This window comes from Pseudomonas sp. NFACC45 (assembly GCF_900113505.1).
Taxonomy (GTDB): Bacteria; Pseudomonadota; Gammaproteobacteria; order Pseudomonadales; family Pseudomonadaceae; genus Aquipseudomonas; species Aquipseudomonas tehranensis.
Genome location: NZ_FOPO01000002.1, coordinates 85,408 through 104,573, shown reverse-complemented (window position 1 = coordinate 104,573; position 19,166 = coordinate 85,408). Strand labels below are relative to the sequence as shown.

At 59.3% G+C, this 19,166-nt stretch carries 16 protein-coding genes; 7 read left to right on the top strand and 9 right to left on the bottom strand.

Features of this window, described 5'->3' with window-relative positions; translation table 11 throughout:
- Positions 1-292 precede the first annotated feature (292 nt).
- A complete protein-coding gene (locus tag BM132_RS03355) occupies positions 293-2,032 on the top strand; it encodes a phosphoethanolamine transferase CptA (RefSeq protein ID WP_092453258.1) in 1,740 nt (579 codons plus the stop codon).
- A 36-nt stretch (positions 2,033-2,068) separates the two neighbouring features.
- Here the strand turns inward: BM132_RS03355 and BM132_RS03350 are convergent, their stop codons facing one another.
- The 4 genes from BM132_RS03350 to BM132_RS03335 all read right to left on the bottom strand — a co-directional run bounded on the left by BM132_RS03350 (position 2,069) and on the right by BM132_RS03335 (position 5,003).
- Entirely contained in the window at positions 2,069-2,563 is a 495-nt protein-coding gene (locus BM132_RS03350; protein WP_092453255.1) for a GNAT family N-acetyltransferase, read from the bottom strand.
- A gap of 57 nt (positions 2,564-2,620) precedes the next feature.
- Positions 2,621-3,742 (bottom strand): cell division protein ZapE, encoded by a 1,122-nt coding sequence (zapE, locus tag BM132_RS03345; protein ID WP_092397920.1) that lies wholly within the window; start codon positions 3,740-3,742, stop codon positions 2,621-2,623.
- A 151-nt stretch (positions 3,743-3,893) separates the two neighbouring features.
- Complete coding sequence (locus BM132_RS03340) at positions 3,894-4,235, bottom strand: nuclear transport factor 2 family protein (RefSeq protein WP_092397918.1); 342 nt, start codon at positions 4,233-4,235, stop codon at positions 3,894-3,896.
- A gap of 51 nt (positions 4,236-4,286) precedes the next feature.
- On the bottom strand, positions 4,287-5,003 hold the full coding sequence (locus BM132_RS03335; protein WP_092397916.1) for a helix-turn-helix transcriptional regulator: 717 nt from the start codon (positions 5,001-5,003) through the stop codon (positions 4,287-4,289).
- A 183-nt stretch (positions 5,004-5,186) separates the two neighbouring features.
- Between BM132_RS03335 and BM132_RS03330 the strand changes: the two genes are divergently transcribed.
- Positions 5,187-5,657 (top strand): LEA/WHy family protein, encoded by a 471-nt coding sequence (locus BM132_RS03330; protein ID WP_092453253.1) that lies wholly within the window; start codon positions 5,187-5,189, stop codon positions 5,655-5,657.
- Position 5,658: 1 nt separating this feature from the next.
- Here BM132_RS03330 and BM132_RS03325 read toward each other — a convergent pair whose 3' ends face one another.
- Positions 5,659-6,582, bottom strand: a complete 924-nt coding sequence (locus tag BM132_RS03325; protein WP_092453888.1) for a carbon-nitrogen hydrolase family protein — start codon at positions 6,580-6,582, stop codon at positions 5,659-5,661.
- Between the two features lie 94 nt (positions 6,583-6,676).
- On the opposite strand from BM132_RS03325, the gene BM132_RS03320 reads away from it, so the two are divergent.
- On the top strand, positions 6,677-7,576 hold the full coding sequence (locus BM132_RS03320; RefSeq protein WP_177218134.1) for a LysR family transcriptional regulator: 900 nt from the start codon (positions 6,677-6,679) through the stop codon (positions 7,574-7,576).
- A gap of 3 nt (positions 7,577-7,579) precedes the next feature.
- Here the strand turns inward: BM132_RS03320 and BM132_RS03315 are convergent, their stop codons facing one another.
- A complete protein-coding gene (locus BM132_RS03315) occupies positions 7,580-7,834 on the bottom strand; it encodes a hypothetical protein (RefSeq protein WP_076384979.1) in 255 nt (84 codons plus the stop codon).
- A gap of 160 nt (positions 7,835-7,994) precedes the next feature.
- Here BM132_RS03315 and BM132_RS03310 point away from each other — a divergent pair, with 160 nt between their 5' ends.
- Complete coding sequence (locus BM132_RS03310; protein WP_092453247.1) at positions 7,995-8,312, top strand: ElaB/YgaM/YqjD family protein; 318 nt, start codon at positions 7,995-7,997, stop codon at positions 8,310-8,312.
- A gap of 191 nt (positions 8,313-8,503) precedes the next feature.
- Here the strand turns inward: BM132_RS03310 and BM132_RS03305 are convergent, their stop codons facing one another.
- Positions 8,504-9,535 (bottom strand): Ldh family oxidoreductase, encoded by a 1,032-nt coding sequence (locus BM132_RS03305; RefSeq protein WP_092397908.1) that lies wholly within the window; start codon positions 9,533-9,535, stop codon positions 8,504-8,506.
- A gap of 226 nt (positions 9,536-9,761) precedes the next feature.
- Between BM132_RS03305 and BM132_RS03300 the strand changes: the two genes are divergently transcribed.
- Together BM132_RS03300 and BM132_RS03295 are read left to right on the top strand one after the other, a co-directional pair.
- Positions 9,762-14,597, top strand: a complete 4,836-nt coding sequence (locus BM132_RS03300) for a dermonecrotic toxin domain-containing protein (RefSeq protein WP_092453244.1) — start codon at positions 9,762-9,764, stop codon at positions 14,595-14,597.
- A gap of 194 nt (positions 14,598-14,791) precedes the next feature.
- A complete protein-coding gene (locus BM132_RS03295; RefSeq protein ID WP_092453241.1) occupies positions 14,792-15,793 on the top strand; it encodes a FecR family protein in 1,002 nt (333 codons plus the stop codon).
- Positions 15,794-15,842: 49 nt separating this feature from the next.
- On the opposite strand, the gene BM132_RS03290 is transcribed toward BM132_RS03295, so the two are convergent.
- Complete coding sequence (locus tag BM132_RS03290) at positions 15,843-18,191, bottom strand: bifunctional acylase PvdQ (protein WP_092453238.1); 2,349 nt, start codon at positions 18,189-18,191, stop codon at positions 15,843-15,845.
- 268 nt (positions 18,192-18,459) lie between these two features.
- On the opposite strand from BM132_RS03290, the gene BM132_RS03285 reads away from it, so the two are divergent.
- Positions 18,460-18,840, top strand: a complete 381-nt coding sequence (locus BM132_RS03285; RefSeq protein WP_092397900.1) for a fe2+ zn2+ uptake regulation protein — start codon at positions 18,460-18,462, stop codon at positions 18,838-18,840.
- A 9-nt stretch (positions 18,841-18,849) separates the two neighbouring features.
- On the opposite strand, the gene BM132_RS03280 is transcribed toward BM132_RS03285, so the two are convergent.
- Complete coding sequence (locus BM132_RS03280; RefSeq protein ID WP_047226561.1) at positions 18,850-19,038, bottom strand: hypothetical protein; 189 nt, start codon at positions 19,036-19,038, stop codon at positions 18,850-18,852.
- Positions 19,039-19,166 lie beyond the last annotated feature (128 nt).

Below are 19,166 nucleotides of genomic sequence, written 5' to 3'. Positions count from 1 at the left end.
ATACCCACTCGTGCCAAGGGCATGTGTTCCTGCTGCAGCGCGTAGCAGTCCCGCCCCTGGGTGCGCGGGTTTCAGTGCGTGAGGGTGCAACGCGACCACCGGAAATAAATCTCCTCGCCACAAAAAAACGCCTTCGCCACATCCCCCCCGACATTCGTTTTGTAACCAAATATCTTACAAATTTTTCACACCTCCATCGCGATACTCCCGGCCTTTTAGGGTAGTTCGGCGCATGCCTGTGGGCATCCATTGGGTGCCAGCGGCGTCGTCGACAGGACGGCTGGAGCGCTTGATGAGTTTGTTCAAACGCAGCACAACGACTGCGAAAAGTTTCGACTGGGCCGGTTTTGGTTGGCTTTTTCTGTTTTTCTGGTATTTCTCGGGTATTACCCAACTGCTCATACTGGTGACCGACACTTCGGGCTTTACCGGGTTTCGTCAGGCCTTCGTCATGAGCGCACTGTGGCTGGCGCCCGTATTGCTCTTCCCTGCTCGGACCCGCCTGCTTGCGGCGTTGATCGGCGTGGTGCTGTGGGCCTGCTCTATGGCCAGCCTCGGTTACTTTTTCATCTATCAGCAAGAGTTTTCCCAGAGCGTCATCTTCATCATGTTCGAATCGAACGTGTCCGAAGCCGGCGAGTACATGACGCAGTATTTTGCCTGGTGGATGGTGGTGGCCTTCCTGGCCCATACCGCCGTCGGGTATTGGCTCTGGACACGCCTGCGCCCGGTGTACCTGCCCCGCGGCCAAGCCATGGTCGCGGCGACTGCGATTGTGGTGGCAGTGGTCGGCTATCCGCTGATCAAACACACCCTGCGGGCCGGCACGCTTGCCGGTGGTCTGGAGAAATTCGAAAGTCGTATCGAGCCAGCCGTGCCGTGGCAAATGCTGGTGGCATACCGGCGCTATGGCGAGCAGCTGGAAAACATGCAAGGCATGCTTCACAGCGCCAGCAAGATCGCACCGCTGCGTAACCTCAAGGACGCCATGGCCGAGCAGCCCGCCACCCTGGTGCTGGTCATCGGCGAGTCCACCAACCGCCAGCGCATGAGCCTGTACGGTTATCCAAGGAAAACCACGCCGGAACTGGACAAGCTCAAGGACCAGCTCTCGGTTTTCGACAATGTCATCACCCCGCGCCCCTACACCATCGAAGCACTGCAGCAGGTACTGACCTTTGCCGATGAACAGAACCCGGACCTTTACCTGAGCACACCGTCCTTGGTGAGCATGATGAAGCAGGCCGGTTACAAGACCTTCTGGATCACCAACCAGCAGACCATGACCAAGCGCAACACCATGCTCACGACTTTCTCTCAACAAGCCGATGCGCAGGTATACCTGAACAACAACCGCAACCAGAACGCGGCGCAATACGACGGCGATGTGATCGCCCCGTTCAATCAGGCCCTGGCAGACAGCACGGCGCGCAAACTGATCGTGGTGCACCTGCTCGGCACCCACATGAGCTATCAGTACCGGTATCCGCCCAACTTCAAGAAGTTCACCGACCGCCAGGGCGTACCGGCGGGGGTGCGTGACGACCAGGTCCCGACCTACAACAGTTACGACAACGCGGTGCTGTACAACGACTTCGTAGTGTCCAGTCTGATCAAGGACTACGCCAAAACCGACCCCAACGGCTTTTTGCTGTACCTGTCGGACCATGGTGAAGACGTGTTCGATTCGCCGGGCCATAGCACGCTTGGCCGCAACGAAGGCAAGCCGACCGCGCCGATGTACACCGTTCCGTTCATCGCCTGGGCCTCGCCCAAGTGGCGTGAAACTCATGGCTGGAACTTCAGCGCTGACCTGTCACGCCCCTACAGCAGCGCTCACTTGATCCACACCTGGGCAGACCTGGCCGGTTTGAGTTTTGATGAGCTGGACCGCAGTAAAAGCCTGGTAAGCGATGACTTCAAGGCCCGTCCGCTGTTGATCGGCAACCCTTATGAACACCAGCGCAAGGCCTTGATCGACTTCAGCCTGATGCAGCCCAAGGCGCCTGCGGTGCGGGTCGTGCAAAAATAGCCGGAGCGCCCTCGCCCGCTTCCACAGGGGCGGCCTCTACAGGGGCTTTGTCCAGAACAGCATTCGACCGTGGGCCGGGTCGAACATACCTGGGGCAAAGCCAAACCTGGTATAGCTGGCCTGGGCGATGGCATTGCCTTCAAGCACCTCCAGGGTGATTTTGCAGCAACCACGCTGGCGGGCGATATCCTCGACCTTCTGCAGCATCTTTTGGCTCAACCCCAAGCCGCGGAACGGCTTCATCACCACAACATCGTGGACGCTGACCAGTGGTCGGCAAGCGAAGGTCGAAAAACCTTCGAAGCAATTGACCAGGCCCGCCGGTTCGCCGTTGACGAAAGCCAGTACGCTGAAGGCATGCGGGCGCTTGGCCAGTTCCTCGGGTAGATGCAGCAACACTTCCGGCGGCAGCGACTGGCCACCGCCCATTGGATCTTCTGCATAGCCGTTCAGCACATAACAGATTGCTTCGGCGTGGACTGCATTGGTATAGCTGGCTTGCAATACAAGAATGTCCCTGGTTTCTTCCACGGCGTTCCATCTCACTTCGGTAGTACCGGCGGCTCCGGTGCCGTCGGCGGGATACGGTCAGGCGGACTGACCAAAACGCTGCATTTGCATTTCCTGCAGGCGACTGAGCGTACGACGAAACGGGAATTGCAGATAGCCCTCGGTGTACAACCGGTCCATCGGCACCTGTGCCGAAAGGTACAACGGCACTTTGCGGTCGTAGCATTCATCGACCAGGGCAATGAAACGCCGCACACCGTCATCATGGATGGACAACTGCGGCAACTCACGATCACCCGCCTCGACCCTTTCAACCCCGTCTTCGGTTCCACGGGCAATGCGCCCCTCGCGCTGCTCGGCGCTCAGACTAGGTACGTCGCTGATCAGGATGGCCTTGAAACGGTCGCACAGCGCCATGAAGTCCATGGCTGAGAACGGCTGCTCACACATATCCGCGTAACGACTCCAGAGCACCGTATCGCTGGCCCGCACGGGCTCAAGCAGACGATGGCCGACTTCAATCGGCAAACTGTTGGGCGCCTGTCCTGCGGTCAACTGGGCAAAAACAGCCTCCAACGGATCGGGTTGCCCACAGTCGCGTAGCCAGTAGCGCTGCTGCAATGCCCCCGGATGCTGGCGATGATCTTGCCATCCGTTCACCGGCACGACCTGCATGTGCTGCTTGATCGCCGTGATGGTGGGCAGGAATCGCTCGCGGTTGTGGCCGTTGGCATAAAGCTCCTCGGGCGGCAGGTTGGAGGTGCTGACCACCACCATGCCCCGCTCGAACATAACCTGAAACAGACGGCCCAGAATAATGGCATCGCCAATGTCGGTGACGAACAACTCGTCGAAACACAACACCCTGACCTCTTGGCTCAGTTCTGCCGCCAATGCCTGCAAAGGGTCCGGCGTGCCCGTAAGCTGGAACGAGCGCTGATGCACCCAGGCCATGAAATGATGGAAATGCTGACGACGGGCCGGCACCCTAAGGCTTTCGTAGAAACGGTCCATCAACCAGGTCTTGCCGCGTCCGACCGGCCCCCAGAGATAAACGCCCTGAATCGACTTGCGCCCCTCGTGCAGTGCCTGGTGGCACTGTTGCAGAGCCATGATGGCCAGTTCCTGGGCCTCGTCCTGGACAAAACCATGGTGTTCGATGGCATGCTGCCAGGCACTCAAGGGGGAGTCGAAAGTCATACGGCCCGGATCCGGAAAATGAGGCCGGGGAGTATGCCATGTCGGCGGCTTTGAGTGAGTGACCTCACCTGTCTGTGAACCTCAGCAAAACCCTGTGGCGAGGGCGATTTATCCCCTCGCTACAGGTGTTGACGAACCAACGTGCAAACATCTAGATCGAGATATCCAGCCGACTGATCTTCCCCTGCTCGTCGAGCCGGAAGGTGTAGCGCAACTCCAGCGGGCTGCCGGGGAAAGTTCCGGAGATCAGGTTATGCACCAGCACCTTGCCGGTGCGTTGCTGCACATTGAGCACCTCAACCCGAGGCTGAAAACGCTGGGCGGTGTCTTCCATCCATTGAGCGATGGCCTGGGCACCGACGCGGTGCTGGCCTTCGTCGAACACATTGGCATCCTCGGCGAAAAAACGCGTCACCGCCGAACTGTCACGGGCATTGGCGGCCGCAATGTAACCGGCGATGGCCGGGGCCAGGGAAGAGACGGGATTGGACATGGTACGGCTCCTTGTTTTATCGATCTGACGCCATGCTAGAACAGCCTTGTGTCAGTTTTTGTCAGGAGTGAAACGCCCCGCCTCGTCCAGGTCCATCAGCTTGAACCAGGCGCGCAGCAAGTCGCTGCGCCTGCCAGGATAGCGCTCGCCCTGCTCGGTGGCAGTAGCGATCCGATCTGTACGAAAGGTCCGATAGGCGCCGCGTAACTCACACCACGCCACCACCACTCGCGCCTCATTGAAAAAACCCAGGGCCAACGGCCAGATCAGGCGCTGGCTGGGGTTCTTATTCACGTCGGCATAATCGATGTGCAGCTTGGCTTGAGCGCGAATGGCCTGGCGGTACACATTCAGCTCCACCGTATTCTGTGGATAGCCGTAGCCCGGAGGCCCGGGCAACACCGTGGGGTTGCGCAGGGCATCCCGGACGTCAGGCGCCAGCACCGCAGCGACCTTGGCCAAAGCGTCGGCAGCGGCCTTGCCCAGCACCTCGTCACCACGCTGATCAACGTAGCGCAGCCCCAGCACAATCGCCTCGATTTCATCGGCGGTGAACATCAATGGCGGCAGGAACAGACCGCTGCGCAACACATAGCCAATGCCCGCCTCGCCCTGGATCGGCGCCCCCAGGGCCGAGAGTTCGGCGATATCGCGGTAGAGCGTGCGCTCGGACACTTTCAACTCGGCCGCCAATGTCGCAGCGGTAACCGGGCAGCGCTTGCCGCGCAAGACTTGCAATAATGTGAGCAGTCGAGTGGTACGCGACACGATGGGCGATCCGCAAAAAAGATTGACGCAGATTAGCAGAGCCTGGTGTCAGAAACTGTCAGGAGCCATGAGCCTTGTCTGAACTGGAAACCGCGTGATATGCGGGGGTTTGAGAGAGATGTGGGTTATCGTGCTCTACGCAGTTCGCCCGTTTGCCCCACCTATTATCGTGAGAGTTTATCCATGCGCAGAGCCCTCGGTATGTCCCTTTTCCTGATGTTGCTCAGCCTGAGCGCCTGCGCCCTCTTCCCGCACCGCGATCCGCTGAACATCACCGTGGTGGGCATCGAACCGTTGCCCAGCCAGGAACTGGAGATGCGCTTTGCCGTGAAACTGCGATTGCAGAACCCTAACGAAACCACCATCGATTACAACGGTGTCGCGCTCGACCTCGAGGTTAACGGCCGAACGCTGGCATCGGGGGTCAGCGATCAGACCGGATCCATCCCACGGTTCTCCGAGGCAGTACTGAGCGTGCCGGTGAGCATCTCGGCTTTCTCCGTGCTGCGCCAGACGCTGGGCCTGAGCCAGACCCAAAGCCTGGACAACCTGCCTTACGTACTCAAAGGCAAACTGGCCGGTGGACTGTTCGGCACCCTGCGCTTCGTTGACCGCGGCACCCTGGATTTGCCGGGTACCGCGGCCACTTGGTAAATCAACGAGTGAAACGCACACCGGGTTTGGCCCGCTCGTCCACCACCAGTTCGAACACATCGGGCCGGGCGTAATGGCCGACCACGTCATAGTCGTAGCGCGCCGGTACCAGTTCATCGGTATCGATTTGGGCGGTCAACAACCCGCTCGTGCCTTTGAGCGGACCGGCCAACACGTCCCCCATGGGGCCGACAATCACACTGCCACCGGCAATCAAGGGACGCTCGGCAGGCCAGTTCGCCACCTCCATACCCAGCGCCTGAGGCGAGGCCTGAACCTGACAGGCGCTGACCACGAAGCAACGACCTTCGTGGGCGATATGACGCATGGTCACCTGCCACATCTCCCGCTCATCCACCGTCGGCGCACACCAGACCTGCACCCCTTTGGCGTACATCGCGGTGCGCAACAGCGGCATCATGTTCTCCCAACACACCGCAGCGCCTACACGACCGACCTGGCTGTCGATCACCGGTAAAGTCGAGCCGTCGCCCTTACCCCAAATCAGACGCTCGGTGCCAGTGGGCATCAGCTTGCGATGCTTGGCCACCAGGCCGGCATCTGGCTCGAAATACAGGGCGGTGCAGTACAAGGTACTGCCGTCACGCTCAATGACCCCCAATACCAGACTTGCCCCCGTGCGCGCCGAAGACCCGGCCAATGCCTCGGTTTCACTGCCAGGCACGTCGATGGCGTTGGCAAAATAACGAGCAAAGGCCTCGCGCCCCTCGGGCAACCGGTACCCCAACTGTGTACCGAAGCTTTCTCCTTTCGGATACCCACCCAGCAGCGCTTCGGGCATCACCACCAGGCGTGCTCCGGCCTCACGTACGGCATCTTCATAGGAAAGAATCTGCGCCAAGGTGTCAGCTTTGCCGCCGGGCAACGAGCCGATCTGCAGGGCAGCCACAATGGATTTGGGCATGGTTTTCAACTCCTCGATCATCTGGGGTTGCTGATTTTCAGGTGCCGGACGATCATGAATAAAGCCCCATACGCTGCTAAATGATATGAGTGTTATGAATATCGCGGATGTTGACCTCAATCTGCTCAAGACCTTCGAAGCCTTGCACGATGAATCCAGCGCCAGCCGCGCCGCGCTACGCCTGGGCGTGACCCAGTCGGCCATCAGCGCGGCACTGCGCAGGCTTCGAAACCTGTATGACGATCAATTGTTTGTGCGCACTGGCCGCGGCCTGGCGCCGACCTTACGGGCCAATCAGCTCAAACCGGTGATCAGCGAGGCACTGAATAAATGTCGCCAGAGCCTGGCGATGGTGGACCCCGGCGCCAGTCATTACGAAGGTCGCTCGGTCATCGTCGGGCTGTCCGATGATTTCGAAATTGCCCATGGCCGGCGCTTGATCGAGGAAGTGGCACAACGCGCACCGGGGCTACGATTGATTTTTCGCCAGACCCATAGCCAGATCGTCGGCCGGGCCCTGATGGAGCGCAGTTTCGATCTGGCGATCACGGCGGGCGGGTTTACCGAACGCTTGCTCAGCCGTCAGGTACTGGGTGAAGGCGACTACGCCTGTCTCGTCGACCCGGCCAGCCTGACGCCAGACCAGCAGACGCTCACCCTGGAGGCGTTCGTGGCCCGCGAGCATCTGCTCGTCTCTTCGGGTGGGTTCATCGGCATCACCGACGAAGGGCTGGCCGCGCTAGGCCTGAGCCGACGGGTGTGCGCCTCGACCACCCACTTTGCCGCCCTGCCGTTCCTGCTCAAGGGCAGCCAGGCCGTGGCGACCATTCCGCTGCATGCCGCCCGGGCGATCGCCTCGCTCAGTGGCCTGGCACTGCTGCCCTGCCCCCTGAACCTGCCCCGCTACCCTATCGAACTGGGCTGGCGAACCCATACGCAGATGGACCCGGCCGTGGTCAAGGTACGCGAGGCCATCATCACAACCTTTGCCTGAGGTTTATTTGTTGGCAGCCATCAGACGATTGACTTCACTGCGCACCATGTTGGCGTACTCGGGCGGCGACATGCCGTCCAGTTCGGCACGCACCCATTCGGACCACTTGCCCTTGCGCTTGGAGCGCTCGCCGAACAACCGGGCCGCGTCGCCCTTGGCCTTGCCCAGATTGTTTTGCCACAGTTCAAAGAGTCGGGACTTTTCGTCTTCCAGTGCCGCGCGCTCGGCCAGGGGCTTGTCAGCCAGATTGAAACTCATGGGAAATACCTGTTGCGTAAATAGGCGCCATCTTACACCTTGCAGAGGAACGTCTTAACCACGATTTCGGGTGAACTGGGCTGCTATCGCCAGACGCTGCAACTTTTGTCCAGCCGCAGCACTCCATTGTTCACTGCCATCATCAGCAAGGAGTAACTCAATGGCTCGCAAAAGCACCGTGCAAGGGAATGGAGAACAGATCAAGGATCAAGCCTTCAGTGAACTGAAGGCATTGATTGAAGAGTCCGAAAAGCTGCTCAAAAGCAGTGCTTCGCTGGTCGGTGAAGACGCTGAAAACCTGCGAGACCAGATTTCCCAGAAACTGCAACAGGCACTGGATTCGGTCGCCAGCGCACGGGAGCGCACCCGGCCGATGGTCGATGCCACCGAAGTCTATATCGGCGGACATCCATGGCAGACCGTGGCCATTTCCGCAGGCTTCGGCCTGGTGGTGGGGTTATTGCTCGGACGGCGTTAAGTGCTCTTGGCAAAACGGTGAATGATCACAGAAACTGTGGCGAGGGGATTTATCCCCGCAGGGCTGCATCGCAGCCCAATGCGACTTAGCTGCGCAAGGCGTGCGCAGGTTTGAGGGCCGCTGCGCGACCCGACGGGGATAAATCCCCTCGCCACAATCCATGATTCCTCGCCTCTCATTCGAAGCTGGCTTTACACTCCCGCCAACTCCCGCAACTGCACCAATGTCTGCTCGTCCAGTGCGATCCCCCGCTCATTGGATTTACTGCGCTCGCGATGCCGACGATCCCCCGGCAACCTCCGCAACCCAACACCATGCATCTGCCTGACCAGTTCCTGGCTGCGTTCGGCGAAGTTCTGCCCGGCGGCCTTGCTCGGGTCGATCACGATCAGCAACTGACCGGTCCAGGGTGTCTTGGCCCCAGGATGGTTGTGCCAATCGAACTCGAAGGAAAAGTTGCCACCGGTCAGGGCGGCCGCCAGCAGCTCGACCATCATCGACAACGCCGAGCCCTTGTGTCCGCCAAAAGGCAGGAGCGCCCCGCCTTCGAGAATCGCCTTCGGATCGCAAGTCGGCTGACCTAGGCTGTCCACCCCCATTCCCGGCGGTAGCAACTCGCCTTTGCGCGCGGCAATCTGCACATCACCATGGGCGATGGCGCTGGTGGCCAGGTCGAAGACAATCGGCTCACCATCGGCCCGTGGCGCGGCGAAGGCAATGGGGTTGGTACCGAAGAGTGGCCGGTCAGCACCGTGAGGCACCACGCAGGTCATGCTGTTGACCACGCTCAATGCCACCAGACCTTCATAGGCAAACGGCTCGACATCCGGCCACAGGGCAGCGAAATGATGGGAGTTGCGAATCGCCAACACTGCAATCCCGGCGCTACGGGCCTTGGCTACCAACAAGGGACGTGCGGCGGCCAGGGCCGGCTGGGCGAAACCGTTACCGGCGTCCACCCGCACAAACCCTGATGCCACATCTTCAACCGTGGGTACTGCCTGACCATCGACCCAACCACTTTTCAGCGTCGAGACATAACCGGGAATGCGGAATACCCCATGACTGTGGGCGCCATCACGTTCGGCTCCGGCACAGTTTTCGGCCAAGGCCCGGGCGACCTCGGCCGAGGTGCCATGTCGCAGGAATACTTTCTCCAGCAAGCTCACCAAAGCGGAAAAAGACAGGGTGCTTGAACCGGCATGATCGGATAGCGCAGACATCTGAAGCTCCAGAGTGATTGTTGGAGGTAGCAACAGCGTAAGGGGAACCAGCCGGCTGATTAAACACCGCTTCAGCGGCGGAGCAAAGCATGCTCGTGCCGGATTACGCTGAGCACCGCGCTTGCGTGCGGTAACTATGTACCACCTTTGCTCTTTGATCGTTGCCTAGTCTGGCCGCTCATCCACCAAACGTGCCACCTCCCGGCGCCTTGAGCGAGAAGCAACGATGACCACTGCAACCACGCCGCTATTATTTCCCGAGGTATTGGCCACCAATAACCTGGAGGACTTGAACGCCCCCCACGGATTGACCCAGGCAGACCTCGACTGGCTGCACCACGCGTCCCTGTCCAGCCACACGCTGCGCGCCGCACAGACGCCCCCCATGTCTGCCGAAACGATTCTCTTGCAGGTCGACGCAAACGCGCCGATCCCGCTGGCCGGCTGCTTTATGCTCAAAGCGCTGACAACAGGCGCAGCGCAGACCCAGCCTGCGTTCCTCTACACGCCCTACGGCGGAATCAGAAAATTCGACAGCCCCGAAGCTCTCGAAGAGAAGATGGAAGAGATGCTGGACAGTCCAGCCGAGCGTGACGATCTTTTTCGCCTGTTATCGATTTCCCAGCGCGCCGAACTCAACAGCACCTCCGCGATCAGGACGACCCGGCAACGTATCGACGGTGACGTCTTCAACACCCAGGTCGAGTCCATCGAGTTCGCTCAAAGCCTCAACGCCCGAACAATGGTGGATGAACTGATCAAGTTACCCTCCCTCAGCGCGATGCTTGACGCGATCTTGAATGAGGTGCTGTCCAACTTTGATCATCGCCAGGCCCGCGTAACAATGAGCACGTGGAGTAGCGCGGGAAGTCAGAAGGCAAGCCAGTTGACCAGAAGCATGACGCTGAGCGAGGCGGTCCTGGTCTACTTCCACAGCCAGGGTCGGCCCGCCGGACATGACGTCGACTTCATCCATCCAGGCATCACCGTATCACCGCAAAACAAGCGCCAATGGGAGAGCGCGTTGAAGGTGACCGCCAGCAACCTGATCCCCAGGCTTACCCACTGTATCGACACTTATTGGGACGCCACCGGCCCGTTCAATACCTCGCTCCGGCATTTTCTTTCCCAAGTTCTCAGCGATGCGCTACAAGCCACGATTCTGATCAAGCGGGAGAAACGTCAACTCACCGAGGCACACGCCCAGGAACTGCTGCGGCTGTACAGGCCATCTCGCCCGGACGAACCGCTGCTATTTATCGAAACCTTGCGTCTTTGGGAATATGAGCCGCTCTACGTCGAGCTGGCGGGTTCTTTGATGATCAGCGCCAAGGGACACTATCTCTACACCCCCAGTCACGGCCTTGAGAAAGTAGACAACTACCTGGGTTTCAGGGAGGCGCTGCTCAATACCCCCGCTGGTGCGGAGCGAAAGGAGGAACTCTACAGCCTGCTGAGCCTGGAGGAGCGCAACCGCTTCCTGCGCCTTGACGATCCCCAGGTGTCAGGCAAGACGGTGACCTGGCCGGTATTCGAGTCGCTGGCAGAAGCGATCATTGGCAAACAGTTGAAAAACCTTCATTTCGCCATGGAGATGTCCCGCCAAGGAGACATGGACGTCCACGCGCTCGTCGACAAGGCCCTGGACATACGCAGCCTGATCGGTAAAAGCCTGCTGACGCAAAAGGCCGATGGACACTGGGGCACGCAACCGGTTTTTTACGGGAACCTGCGCCCGTCCAATTTCATGGCTGATCAGCTGGAGAGGAAGATCAAGAGCTATGCCAGTGTCGAAGAAGCTTTGAATGCCGAACTGACCCGATTGCCATTGTCCAGCGAGATCTCACTGCGTCAGGCATTGAAAGAGCTGCTGCCTAAACTGACCAACGTTTTCTCCTTGGGAATACGTGCAGAAGCTGAACTCAGAGAACTCAACGCCACCCTGCCTCCGGCGGCGCGCGACCTTATCGCCGCGGTCTTTGCCTTTGACGCCGACTATCCGGACCGCACTCAACGCATCGGGGTCAAAGGCTTCCGGCCCGATGTCTATTCGCTGAGGCTGGCATGCACCGAAGCAGGTGAAACGGTTTCCATGCCCCTGGCCAATTGTTTCCTGCTGACCGAACGCGGCGGGCTGGATACGCCTTACTCGGGCCTGGCAATTCTCTGGACGCCGGCCGAAGGTTTGCAAGTGTTTGCGTCAGTCGAGCTTGCCACGAAGCAATTGAATCGACACCTGCTCGACTCACGAAAGCGCTTTGGTTTGCTCGCCAACCTCTGGCCCGCGCAACGCAAGCCCCATGGACGCTATCAACTTGATGTGTTTGAGCTGATCGAAGACAACGTGCTGCTCAATCGGATGAATTCGTTCATCGCGCTGTTCGAGGCCCAATACAGGTATCTGAGCACGCTCAAGAGCGGGGACTGGCAGTTGACGGGGCCTGAACGACAAAAGAGCCTTGGCTCATTGCTCGAAAAAGCCGCTCCCACCAATCTGACACGCGCCAGTCGTATCGCCCAGGCGATCCGGCTGCAACAGAAACTCCCCGCCTGGCTTGGCGCCGCCCCCCTTGAAGAACAGCGCCTGCAGATTGACCTGCTTGAGCAATACCGAAGCAGTGTGGCCGATGACAAGGATTATCTGGACGGGATCGAGCCCCTGCACACCTATGTGAGTAAAAAGCTCAAAACGCTCCTGAACGCGCGTTTCGCCGTAAAAGACCTGGATCCCGCTACCCTGCTGATCACCCCGAACCATGCGTTGGCGGGGCCCGCCAGCAGCTTGACCGAGTTCGCCCTCAATCATTCCGATTTCACTCAAAAGACAGGCTTCAAGGTGTCCTCGACCTCCGGGCGCGCGTTGCCCGACAGCTTGAACGAGACGGCTATCAGGCAAATGCTGTTGTCGTTGGACATCCCCACCACCTATAAAACAATCGTAGTGGACGAACTCTCCGCCACCTCGACCGATGGCCAGAAAAGAAAGCAGCGATTTCGCCGGCAGTTGCCCTGGCAGCTGTTGCAACATGCTCACGCACTGCATCTACAACAGCACCTTTCTCCCACAGGGTTTGACTTGATTCGCCAGGTACTGGACATGCCGGATGCCATCGCTCGCCAGGCAGTGGACGGCGCCAGCGCGTTGATTCGTCCACTGGAGCTGATCAAAACCCAGGGAACTGCGGCGATCAAGGCACTGGGGCTTTACCTGATCGGATCGAGCACCGATGACAAAGCCCCCCATGTGCTGTATGCCCCCTACCACGTGGGCCATAACTTCACCGAGTTCAAGGACCAGGCCAGCCTCATTGCCGCCTTCAACACGCCGGGCGTGTTGCAGGACCTGCTGATTCGTCGACTTCCCGAAAGCCAGCAAGCCACGTTCAAGAACCTGTTCGCCTCCACGGTCGGTTCTCAATCGGAAATCACCCTGGCCTCCAATCCGATCAAGACCAACCTGTTCGACGTATTGTTCAACGACAACACCACCCTGTTAGCGGACATGCTGACCGCACAAGCGGATAAAAAACGCCAGTTTGACTGGGGAACGGCCCTGCATCTGTTCAGCGCCGGCGTCAGGCTGGCGGGGCGACAGTTGCCAGGCAAACTGACATTTATCGAAACGCTTTGGGAAAGTTATCAAGACTTCAAGGCCTCTGCTGAATCCCTACAGCAGCATGACTGGAAAGCAGGCTTGCACGACTTCATCGCTGGCGCGGCAGAGATGGTTTCACTCGGCTTCCTGAATCGCGACGACACCTTCGGCCTGCTCGACCCGATAGCACCGGCCGCGCAGAGCGCCCCTGCGGCAAGCCCGCCGCGTTGGCAGGACATCGCCTCCACCGCCCCGGCGCGCACCAACCTTCGAGCCTTCGAAGCCATGGAGGTGAGCCTGCACAACCTGCAGAAGAACGTGATCGACGGAACCTACAGGGCCCCAGGGTCCGACAAGCTTTATGCGCCTGTTGCCGGCATCGTTTTTCAGGTGGCCAAAGCCAACCAGGTCTGGCGCGTGGTCCATGAACAGGGAGAGGGGCCAATACTGAAACAGTCGCCTGATAACCAGCAATGGGCCGTAGACCCACAACGGCAGACCATTCGCTACGGAAAAGTGATGTCAACGCTGGCCAATTCCTACAGCGACTACAAGGCTTCAACGTCGCTCAACATTGAGGCGCGGGGCATGGCGCAAATACGTCGCAAATACCCGGCTTACGCAAACATGATCGAACAGGCCCTGGAAGTGGCCAGGTATTACTCATTCAACGCCCTGCATAATCTGGATCAGATCAAACATCAGGTCCCGCCGGGCTCTCGGCTGGATACTTTCCTGAAGGCCTTCTTTGGGGTGAAAAAAGTCGACGCCAGCCTGATCAAGAAAATACACACTGCCGTCTCGCCGCTGTGCCGGGCATTGGCCGACCCGTCCTGGGAAACACGCAACGCCAAGCGTATTGTCATCGGCCGCTTGAAATACATGGACGATAGGGCGACCGCCTTCGTGCTCGAACCTGAAACGGCAGGCAGAATCTATCTGACCCAGTATTTCTTCGATGTCGGATTGGACTGGTACAAGGACGCGGTCCCGGACTCCTTCAATGTTGATGCCCACGCCCAGGCCGCGGTGCTTATCCACGAAGTTTCTCATCAGCTTTTCGACACGCTCGATATTGTTTATCTGGACGCGGCCCTCCCGTTCCTGGACTTGATTTCCAATGCCACTCAGTTCGGACATGCAAAATACAATTATCAAAAGGACCAGCAACGCAATGGGCTGTCGTTGACCACGCCGCGATACAAACTGTTCATGGGCTGGGACAGCGCTGCCGGCGGGCTCAAAAGCCTGGAGCTTTTCCCGGAACATCGGGATATGGCCCGGGAAATCCTGAAAATGACCGGCGCCAGGACCATGAGCGAGGCACGCAGTATCTTTCTGGATCCAGATTCACCGGCAGGACGCATCGACGTTATCTTGCGAAACGCCGATTCCATGACACTGCTCATCTGTGAGTTGGGCCGACAACTGGACTCCCCGCCCATGAGTCCAGCGGCTACGGCTTGACAGCCTCTGCGACGGGGCGCGCGGACGGGTATTGATCTTTTTTTCACGAGATATATGCCACGCTACAAGCACGACCTACCGGTGTCCGAGCCTTTGACCGGAAAAAACAGGCTCATTTTGATATGCAAACGCCATGATGGCGGTTCTCGACAGGTCATGCCGAAGGTTAGAATGCGGCAAACCAGGAAGAGTCAATGACCGAACATACACTCTCGGAAGCCGAATATGACGCCATTACCGATGCGGCCGCGCATTGGTGCATGCGTTTGCACGCCGTCGACTGCACCGACGCCGAACGGCTGGCATTCAAACAATGGCACGATGCCGATCCCCTGCACGCTTTCGAATACCAAGCCATGCTGGAGATATGGGCCGTGGCCGATCATCTTCCGCGTGTCGAAGCGCCACCATCTCCCGCGCCAATACCGCGACCTCGGTCCCGTTGGAGCCGGATGGCTGTCGCAGCCGCGGTGCTTGTGCTGGGCATGCCCCTGGCCGCCTACACGGGCTGGAACCTGGGCTGGGTTGCCAACTCCTACGAACGATTCGAAGCTGATGCAAGCGTGCGTCACATCACCCTGGGTGATGGCAGCCAGGTAGAACTGAACCTGGGCAGTGAACTGGTATTTGCCAATTACAAGAATGAGCGTCGGGTGACGCTGAAAAAGGGCGAGGCGTTTTTCGACGTCAGCCATGACACACAACACCCGTTCGTTGTACGGGCCGGCCAGGGCCAAGTGCGCGTAACCGGCACTCGCTTCAATGTATGGATGTATCAGGATCAGGTCCGGGTGACGCTGGTGGAGGGCTCAGTATGGGTGACCAGCAACCAGGCACTTGCCAGTAACGGCTCGCAACTGTCGCCGGGCATGCAGGCCAGCTACAAAGCCGGCGACTACCAACCGCAAATCCGTGAAGTCGATGTCAACGACAGCTCGCTGGCGTGGCGCAACGGCAAGCTGGTGCTGGACAACCTTGCCCTCAGCGATGCACTCCCGCTGATCAATCGTTATCTCGAACATCCCGTCATGCTGGCCGACAACAGCACTGGCGCCCTGCGTATCGGTGGTATCTACAACCTCAACGAAGTGAAGAACCTGGTGCCTTCGTTGCCCAAAGTCCTGCCGGTTTACCTGACGCAGAACAAGGATGGCAACCCGGTCCTCAACTCCATCGGTCAACGACCCTCCAACTGAAAAAGCCGCCACCGGGTCCGGTCGCGGCTTTTGTGTAAAACAACAGCAATTAGTGCGCAGCCACCCTGCCCGCCTTATCGCGCTCACGGATAGTCACGGCCTGATAGTGCGGATCGGCTTTGATCTGCTGCTCGGTGAAGGGCAGCACACTCCACTGTTTCTTCGAAAATGCCTGGGTCTGGTCGGCCGAATACGGCGATGCAGGGTCGCTGGAAATGGAAAATGCCAACAGACCTTGAGCCCGGGGTCCTTTGCCATCAAAACTCACCACTTGCAGATAACTGGTGCCGCTGACCACTTCCCGCTTGCCGTTGGCCCCCGGCACACTCTGAATCGCGTTATAGATCCCCAGCTCCCCGGGGCCGCCGTGGATGGGCGTCTGCCGGCTGCCACTGCTGGCAACCTGGACGTCCTGCCAGCGGCTGTCCTTCGGCAACCCTGCCGCCTCCACTGACGTCATCGAGGCCAGCATGGCCTGACGCACCGCCGCAAGCACCGCAGGACGCTCGATCGCCAGGCCGCGCGGGGTGTGTCGCGGATCTTGCGGATCGAACGGGACGCGCCACGAATCAGGCACCGCCTGCAACTGTTCCATGATGTGCTGGAAATGAATGAACCCCACCCCACTGTTCAGGCCGGCTGTTCGATCCCAAGCCTTGAGGCCGTTGCAAACCTGGGTCAACGCCAAGGCATCGGTCCCCAGGTCAGCGGCACAAAAGCCCAGTAGGTCCGGCATCACCTGATCAGCAAGGTAGACCTGATCGTCCATGACCATGCGCTGCAGATCACTCACCTTCACCGGCCCGTCCTTGGCCAGCTTACCCAGTCGGTCCAGGGCGAAACGCGTCCGCTGGCCCAGCGGCAGGTCTTGTTGACTGATCACAGGCGAGTACCCGGACAAAGGCTGTGAGGGGTTGACCATCCAGGCCGAATCGTTGGAATTTTGCACATAATCGCGGCGCAACAACTGCGGTAGCTTGTCGGCGGCGTAAATACCCTTCTGCACGGCCTCGGGATCGATATCCCAGACGCATTCGCCGCGCGAGCCGTCCAGTACGATGAGTTGCAGCCCTGCCCGCGGGTCGCTGCAGCGGACCAACTTGTCGGCATCAACATTCGGCACCACCGACACGTTCATGTAGAGACTTTGCCCCTGATCGTCTACCGCCAAGGTGTTGACCCATGGAATACCGTGGATCTCATGGACCGCGCGCTGCAAATCCTTGAGCGTGACGGCCTTGTTCATGGCGTACCACTGGGCCAGCACCCGATCATTTTCCAGGTTCGCATCGCGCAGGCTGTAGGCGAACTTGTCATCCCAGTCCAGCCGGCCGGGCCATTGCACGATCGGACCGAACTGCGAGCCGTAGACCACCCGCGAAACGGTCTGCACCTGGCCATCGGGCTGTTTGATGTCCACCGCCACCGTCTGTTGGCTCATCGGTACGGATTGACCATCGAGCAGGTAGCGGGTCGGGTCTTTCGGGTCGAGTTGCAGACGGTACAGCGTGAAATGTTTGGAGGTATCGACGGTGTGGGTCCAGGCCAGGTGCTGGCTGAAACCGATGTTGATCACTGGCAAGCCTGGCAGGGCCGCGCCCATGACGTCCAGTTTGCCGGGAATGGTCAGGTGCATCTGGTAAAAACGCATGCCCCCCAGCCATGGGAAGTGCGGGTTCGCCAGCAACATCCCACGCCCGTTGAAGGAGCGCTCACTGCCGATGGCGACCGCGTTGCTGCCGCGCTCCAGGGCGAAACGCTGCTGCCGGGTTGCTGCGCCTGCAAAACCTGCCCTCGGCTCCCCGGCGTCCGCCGTCGCTCGTGGCGGCTGAGCGCCGGCCAGGGCTTCGGCGAACTGGCCGACGCCACCTTCCACCAATAGACGTCGGGTCAATTTGACCAAGTCCAACGCCGTAATCGGCCGTACCCATTCGCTTGCACATTGTTCAGGCAAGCCTTTGGCCTTGCGTTCGGTCAGCGCGCGGTTGAAACCCGCCACATAGCCCTCGATCAGTTGCTGGACTTGCGGCGGCTGGGCCTGCCAGAAACCGGAAACGGCTTGCGGCGTGTTGAGCCAGTTGAAAAACATATCGCTGACGCGGTTCTCCCGCTGTTCGAGCGTGACCTGCTCCGGGCCGAAGTAACGCGAGCGCTGGCCGTTGACCGTTACGATCTCATTGGCCAGCAGGCATAAATTATCTTCAGCGTACGCATACCCGATGCCGTAGCCCAACCCGCGCTCATCCTGAGCCCGGATATGCGGCACGCCAAAACTGGTGCGGCGGATCTCGGCACTGGCCTGTTCTTTATCACCTTGAGCGCTGGCGACGCAGCCGAACCCCAGGTTCACTGCGAAAAACACACCTGCGAGGCAAAAGCTCGATAACTGCCCGGACATTCTCACGTTCACTCCTGATCCAATACTTTCTAAAACCAGGACGGCTGCCTGGGAATTCACATACCGCGTGCCTGAGCGGAATGTGCCTCCCTTGAAAACGAATCGGATGAAAAAAAAATTAATGGCCTGGCACCGCCTGACTACGGGCGTTTGATCGCATCCGAACAAATTTTTCAGCTTTTCGCCTTCATGATTGGCCGCGTTCGTTCGTCCTATTACAGGAGAGTATCCGTGACCTTTTCTGATCAGGCTGGTAAGGAGTTTTTGCATGCATGACGCGCGTCAGCCCATGGAGGGCAAGCCCAGGTCGACCGGCGTTCCGGCGACAGCCACCCACAACCTGTTCGACAGGCCGGCAGAACGAGGGTGCAATGAGCACATCAGGCTTTTGCTCAAGAGCTTCGGCCTCAGGACCAGCCTGATTCGCCTCAAGGTCATCGATGCATTGCTCAAGGCCGCCGATGAAAATCGCAGCCTGGGGGTGCGGGGCGTGCACAGTCAACTGCTGGGGTTGGACATTCCATTGTCCTTTCTCAGCGTGCGCGAGGTGTTGAAGCGCCTGTGCAGCGAGGGTGTCGTCACCCTTAACCCCGATAAGACCTACAGCCTGCACCGCAAGGCCATGCATGTGCTCCAGGGCGGGGAGTGACGCCTGCGCTCAGGGCTTGACCTTGCGTCGCATCACGCCGTTGATCACGACCACGATGACCGCGACGGCAATCGCGATGTATTGAAACAGTTGCTCGCTGATCATGCCGTTGTTCTGCATCCAGGTCAGTCCCAGCATGATCGCCAGAACCACGAGGACCACCAGAATCGAGTATTTCAAACGTTGCGATTGAGTCATTGCCAATTTCCTGAATGTATCCGCTCTGTATCCCAGTGCTTGCCAGCCCCAATGCAGAGTTTTGGAGATGGCGGGCAGCAGACGGGGTCTCATGGTACAGCCGAAGGGGCGTACTCATGCAACCGACG